Source organism: Priestia sp. SIMBA_032, assembly GCF_046535215.1.
Classification (GTDB): Bacteria; Bacillota; Bacilli; order Bacillales; family Bacillaceae_H; genus Priestia; species Priestia aryabhattai.
In genome coordinates, this window is the sequence record NZ_JAWRXD010000123.1 from 1 (window position 1) to 485 (window position 485).

The 485-nt window shown below is 68.0% G+C and carries 1 protein-coding gene; it reads right to left on the reverse strand.

The window, feature by feature from the left end; translation table 11 throughout:
• Positions 1 to 220, reverse strand: a 220-nt coding sequence (locus SB717_RS33605) for a DUF309 domain-containing protein (protein ID WP_486360780.1), incomplete at its 3' end; no start/stop codon positions are given.
• Between the last annotated feature and the right edge of the window lie 265 nt (positions 221 to 485).

The window sequence follows — 485 nt, forward strand, 5'->3', positions numbered from 1 at the left end:
GGCAACTCTTCCAGCGCACCTCGTACACCTCGTGCGCCGAGAACGGTCTGCCCTGGCGAAGGAGCGCAGTGGCAACGGCGATGGTTTCTGCCGGCGGTAGCGGCTCCTCCGACACCGGTTCCACACCGACCGCCCCGTAGGGCAACGGCCTGCCCAGTGCATCGCGAGGGCGGGCCTGCCGCGCCCGTCCGGACGGGTCGCGATCCCGGTCATCACTCATCTGTCATCACCTCGCCACCTGGTTCTCACCTCCCACGGGTGAACTTCCATGGTGTCGTACTCCGGCCCCGGACAGCGGGTTTACGCTGATGGCCGGCGCGTCGATGATCGGCGCATCGATCTGCGTGCGCTGCCGTGCAGCCACCCACGAGACAAGGCGCGATCATGGACTCGACCAGCACCGCCGAACCACTCGACGACTCCGAACGCGCCGAACTCCTGCGGCTGCGCCGGGAACTCGCCGAGGTGTCCAACGCACCTGACGG